This is a genomic window from Protofrankia sp. CiP1_Cm_nod1, from assembly GCF_920888515.1.
In the GTDB taxonomy this organism is placed as follows: domain Bacteria; phylum Actinomycetota; class Actinomycetes; order Frankiales; family Frankiaceae; genus Protofrankia.
Genome location: NZ_CAKKTM010000440.1, coordinates 1 through 4,954, shown reverse-complemented (window position 1 = coordinate 4,954; position 4,954 = coordinate 1). Strand labels below are relative to the sequence as shown.

The 4,954-nt window shown below is 71.5% G+C and carries 6 protein-coding genes and 1 tRNA gene; 6 read left to right on the top strand and 1 reads right to left on the bottom strand.

The features are described 5' to 3' along the window. Together NBX02_RS20045 and htpX are read left to right on the top strand one after the other, a co-directional pair. A partial coding sequence (locus NBX02_RS20045) for a Rossmann-like and DUF2520 domain-containing protein (RefSeq protein WP_445548544.1) occupies positions 1 to 1,034 on the top strand: 1,034 nt, incomplete at its 5' end. Between the two features lie 351 nt (positions 1,035 to 1,385). Continuing rightward, positions 1,386 to 2,264 (top strand): zinc metalloprotease HtpX, encoded by an 879-nt coding sequence (gene htpX / locus NBX02_RS20040; RefSeq protein ID WP_250287238.1) that lies wholly within the window; start codon positions 1,386 to 1,388, stop codon positions 2,262 to 2,264. A 241-nt stretch (positions 2,265 to 2,505) separates the two neighbouring features. Here the strand turns inward: htpX and NBX02_RS20035 are convergent, their stop codons facing one another. After that, positions 2,506 to 2,994 carry a YajQ family cyclic di-GMP-binding protein gene (locus NBX02_RS20035; RefSeq protein WP_250287237.1) on the bottom strand — a complete coding sequence of 163 codons (489 nt, stop codon included), beginning with the start codon at positions 2,992 to 2,994 and terminating at the stop codon, positions 2,506 to 2,508. A gap of 475 nt (positions 2,995 to 3,469) precedes the next feature. Between NBX02_RS20035 and NBX02_RS20030 the strand changes: the two genes are divergently transcribed. From NBX02_RS20030 to NBX02_RS20015, 4 genes are all read left to right on the top strand, one after another. Beyond that, positions 3,470 to 3,554, top strand: a tRNA-Tyr gene (locus tag NBX02_RS20030). 231 nt (positions 3,555 to 3,785) lie between these two features. Then, a complete protein-coding gene (locus tag NBX02_RS20025) occupies positions 3,786 to 4,103 on the top strand; it encodes a VOC family protein (RefSeq protein ID WP_250287236.1) in 318 nt (105 codons plus the stop codon). Positions 4,104 to 4,268: 165 nt separating this feature from the next. Beyond that, on the top strand, positions 4,269 to 4,796 hold the full coding sequence (pyrE, locus tag NBX02_RS20020; RefSeq protein ID WP_250287235.1) for an orotate phosphoribosyltransferase: 528 nt from the start codon (positions 4,269 to 4,271) through the stop codon (positions 4,794 to 4,796). After that, a partial coding sequence (locus tag NBX02_RS20015; RefSeq protein ID WP_250292550.1) for a gamma-glutamylcyclotransferase occupies positions 4,793 to 4,954 on the top strand: 162 nt, incomplete at its 3' end. The genes pyrE and NBX02_RS20015, both read left to right, overlap by 4 nt.

Genomic DNA, 4,954 nt, shown 5'->3' with positions numbered 1-4,954 from the left:
GGCCCGCGGGCGGGCCGGTGCCCGCGGCGGCGGGGCCGCGGGTCGGGATCGTCGGCCTCGGCCGGGCGGGCAGCGCCCTCGGGACGGCGCTGTCGGGCGCCAACTGGCCGGTGGTCGCGGTGCACGCGCGTTCCGCGACGGCCCTGGAGCGGGCCCGGGCCCGCTTCCCGGCGGCGTCGATCGGGACGCCGGCATCGGTGGCCGAAGCATCGGATGTGATTATTCTTACAGTTTCCGACGATGCGATCGAAGATGTCGCTAGAAGCATCGCCGCCGCCGGCGTCCTACGGGCCGGGCAGGTCGTCGCGCACGCCAGCGGACGGCACGGCACGGGCATCCTGCGCCCCGTGCTCGCCCACGGGGCGCTGCGCGCGGCAGTACATCCGATCATGACTTTGAGCGGTGCCGACGACGACGCGAGCCGGCTGGTGGGCGCCGGCTTCGGGGTGACCGCTGACCCGGGAGCCCGGTCGGTCGCGAACGCCCTGGTGACCGCCGTCGGCGGCCGGGTCGTCCCGGTGCCCGAGCAGGCCCGCACGGCCTACCACGCCGCCATCGTCCTGGGCGCCAACTACCTGGCGACGCTGGTCACGGCCACGGTGGAACTACTGGCGGCTCTCGGCGTCGACCAGCCGGCGGACGCTGTCGCGCCGCTGCTGGAGCGGTCGTTGCGCGGTGCCGTCGAGCGTGGCCCGGCGGCGCTGACCGGCCCGGTCCGGCGTGGGGACGCCGGGACGGTGCGGGCGCACCTGGACGCCCTCGCGGCGCGTGACCAGGCGGTGGCATCGGTGTACGCGGCCCTGGCGGCCCTCACCGTGGACCAGCTCGAGCGGGCGGGGCTGGGCGGCGGCGAACCGGCCGGTGGCATCCGCGACGTCCTCCGCGCGGCCGGCGGGCAGGGCCCGGCCCCACAGAGCCCTGGCACGCGGAGCTCCGTCATGCAGAGCCCTGGCACGCAGAGCTCCGTCGGGCGGAGTCCCGTCACGCGGAGTTCTGCCGGGCAGGGCCTTCACGGACGGGAGCCCCACGGGTGAAGAGCCCGCGCGGACCGGACGCCGACGGGCGGGGCGGGTACTTCGACGGCACCGGACACTGGTCGGCGGGCCGGTGCCGCCACCGGTACGCCCCGTCGGGCAGTTCGTCGGGCAACTCGTCGGGCGGCTGCGTCGGCAAGCCCGAGCGGTAGCGCCACCGGGGAGCGGCCGGGGCCGGCCAGGGATCGGCGGGGGAGCGGCGGATCCGGGCAGCCGGTGGGTCATTGATGCTGCCGTTGGCGGTTCTGTGAGTAAGGTGTTGCGATTGGTGACCACGTGTGGTGGGAACGCTCCTGGTCGATCCGGGCGTTGCTATGGACGCAACCCTCGAGACGACAGGACACCGACTCCATGTCCCACCGCCACTTCAACGGGCTGAAGACCGCCGTCCTGCTAGGCGTACTGTCCGCGGTGATTCTGCTTGTCGGCTCTCTGTTCGGGAGCCATGGCCTGCTGATCGCCCTCATTTTCGCCCTCGGTGTCAACGGCGTCTCGTACTTCTTTTCGGACAAGCTGGCCCTGCGCGCGATGCGGGCCTATCCCGTCAGCCAGATCCAGCAGCCGCGCCTGTACGCGATCGTCCACGAACTCGCTACCAGGGCGCGGATGCCCATGCCACGGCTCTACATCAGCCCGACCGCGGCACCCAACGCATTCGCGACCGGCCGTAACCCACGCAACGCCGCGGTCTGCTGCACCGTGGGAATCCTGGAAATCATGGACGACCGCGAGCTGCGCGGGGTCCTGGGCCACGAGCTCAGTCACGTCCACAACCGGGACATCCTCATCGCGTCCGTCGCCGGGGCGCTCGCGAGCGTCATCGTCTACCTGGCGCATTTCGCGCAGTTCGCGGCCCTCTTCGGGCTGGGCCGTGGGGACGACGAGGACGGTCCGGGCCTCCTGGAGATCATGCTGTTCATCGTGCTGGGACCGATCGCGGCGGCGGTCATCCAGCTCGCGATCGGCCGGGCCCGGGAATACCAGGCCGACGCCTCCGGCGCAACGCTGACCGGCGACCCGCTGGGCCTCGCGCTCGCGCTGCGCAAACTGCAGGCTGCCACGGCGGCCCGGCCGCTGCCGCAGAGCTCCGAGCTGGCGCCGGTGTCCTCGCTCATGATTGCCAACCCGTTCCGGGGCGGTGGCCTCGGCCGGATGTTCAGCACCCACCCGCCGATGGAGCGTCGGATCGAGCGGCTGGAGGAGATGGCCCGGATCGACCCTTACCGTTGAATCCGAGTGAGGAGGGGTCGTATTCTGAAAATGCCTGAGCCACGGGTCCGGTACCTCCCTGGGCTACCGGTCGGGAACCTCAGGGCCCAGACCCCGTAGGCGCGCAACCGCGGACTCGCGGCGAGGCAACCCCCCAGGCCTCGCCGTGCGGCACCCCGCCCGAAACCCCCCATCGGGCGGGGTGCATCCTTATTTGCGGAATATGCCCGGTTGTCGATCATCCAGCCGCTGTTTCGGCAGGCTAGCGGTAGTTGACGAACTGGAGCGGCACCCCGAAGTCGGTCTCCTTGAGCAGCTGGATAACCCGCTGAAGGTCATCCCGCTTCTTGCCGGTGACGCGCAGCTGGTCCCCCTGGATCTGGGCCTGCACCCCCTTCGGGCCGTCGGTCCGGATCTTCTTGGAGATCGCCTTGGCCTTGTCGTCGGCGATGCCCTGCTGGACGGTCACGACCAGCCTGTGCTCCTTGCCGGACTGAGTGGGCTCGCCGTGCTCCAGAGCCTTGAGCGAGATACCGCGCTTGACCCACTTCTCCTGCAGGACGTCCAGCACCGCCTTGACCCGTTCCTCGGTGTTCGCGGTGAGCAGGATGGACTCACCCGACCACGTCGCCGACGCGGCCGTGTCGCGGAAGTCGAAACGGGTCCGCACCTCCTTGGTGGTCTGGTTGATCGCGTTGTCGATCTCCTGACGGTCGACCTTGCTCACGATGTCGAACGACGGGTCCACCACGACGAAGCGCCTCCTCGGTGTCTGCGGTTGTCTGTCACTGCCTGCCGCGTTGCCTGTTCTGCCCGTTCTGGCAGCCTGTCGGTCCGTCAGGCCGCCTGGTCCGCCCAGCCTGCCTGGTCCGCGGGACCGCCCGCTCCGCGGGCTGTCTGCCTGCCTGCCGGTCGCCCCGGCTGCCCGCGGCCCCGGCGCGGACCGGTGTGCCCGCGGCCCGTACGCCGCGCGGGCACACGACGTCCGGGCACGAGTCTGCCCGGACTCCAGCATGGCTGGATGGCCGCGGTCGACGAGAGCCAAAGCCGGCCTGCTCATGCTTTGTCGCGGCTTCGCCATGCCCGCTCGCCGCCGGTTCGCCGCCGGCTCGGTGCTGGCCCGGTGCCAGCCCGGTCTGCCCAGGACGGCGGACGACCGGGGATGGCGTCCGCGGTAGGAGGGGGGCGTCGAACGGCTCGCCGCATCCCGTATGCTGTCCACCAACGGCAGGTTGCCCGAGTGGCCAAAGGGAGCGGTCTGTAAAACCGCCGGCTCAGCCTACGTTGGTTCGAACCCAACACCTGCCACCACCCCCGGATCCACCCGGAACATGCTGTGCCACAGGCCCTGGAGAGCACTCCAGGGCCTTTCTCAGGCCCGCGACCGGTCCCGGATGATCATGGCTGTTGCCGGTAGCTCGTGCACAATTCATGCACGCGATCATTGGTCCCCGCCGAGGCGCGGCGCCGCCTCGGTCCGCTCCCGGGCCGCGACGTCGTTGCCGTCGACGCGGGGCGCCGGCTGGGCCCGAAAATGCGGCGATGGTGACGTCTGCGATCAGTCTTCTGGTGATCTACACCGCTGACCTGGCTGCCTGCGAGGAGTTCTACCGTGGGCTCGGGCTGCGCCTGGTGCGGGAACGCCACGGCCCGGGGCCCGAGCACCTGGCCGCGACCCTCTCGGACGGCGGCGTGCTGGAGTTCTACCCCGCTCGGTCGCAGCCGCCGACCGGCCGTCTGCGGCTGGGCCTCACGGTGGATGCGGATCCGGGCGCGACCGGTCTCCAGCTGCCACCCGGCCGCCATCTCCTGCGGGACCCTGACGGGCGCACGGTGGACCTCCAGGTGGTCGCCCGGTAGCGGAACGCATCCATATCGCGATGTTTCTTCACCGCGTTTCTTCACGGCCCCTGCATGGACGCCGTCCTGGGGCAGACGTTCTTCCGGCGCGGGACCATTCTTCCGGCACGGGACGGCGAGCTTCCACCCTGATGACCGGCGCCGGGATGGATAGAGTCCGCAGGCATGGGTGATACCGGCACGCTTGCCGCCCGCGTCCGGGCCGCGTCCCATCTGACCGGGCAGTTCCGGCTGCGCTCCGGCCGGACCAGCGGGGAGTACTTCGACAAGTACCTGTTCGAGGCCGACCCGGTGCTGCTCGCCGACGTCGTCGACGCGATGCGTCCGCTGCTGCCCGTGGCCACCGACGTGCTGGCCGGCCTCGAGCTCGGTGGGATTCCGCTGGTCACGTTGTTGTCCCAGCGCACGGGGCTGCCGGCCCGGTTCGTCCGCAAGAAGGCCAAGGAGTACGGCACCTGCCGCACCGCCGAGGGCGGTGACGTCGCGGGCCTGCGGGTCGTCCTGGTGGAGGACGTGGTGACCAGCGGTGGCGCCGTCGTGGAAGCCGCCCGGGTGCTGCGGGAGCAGGGCGCTCTCGTCGAGGACGTCCTGTGCGTGATCGACCGCCAGGAGGGTGGCGGGGAAACTCTCGCCGCCCTCGGCCTCACCCTGCATCCGGTCCTCACCCGCGCCGAACTGGACGCGGTCGCCTGAGGCCGGGCGTGGGGCCGTCCGAGCTGTTCGTCTACGGCACCCTGTGCTTCCCGGAGGTTGCCCGGGCCCTGCTCGGCCGGCTGCCGTGCTCGCGGCCGGCGGCGGCCGCCGGGTGGCGGGCGGCGGCGCTGCCCGGTCGGGCCTACCCGGGCCTGGTG

Excerpts from the sequence above, each read along its gene's own strand:
- htpX (WP_250287238.1), top strand. The coding sequence starts at position 1,386 with ATGTCCCACCGCCACTTCAACGGGCTGAAGACCGCCGTCCTGCTAGGC.
- NBX02_RS20025 (WP_250287236.1), top strand. The coding sequence starts at position 3,786 with ATGGTGACGTCTGCGATCAGTCTTCTGGTGATCTACACCGCTGACCTG.
- pyrE (WP_250287235.1), top strand. The coding sequence starts at position 4,269 with ATGGGTGATACCGGCACGCTTGCCGCCCGCGTCCGGGCCGCGTCCCAT.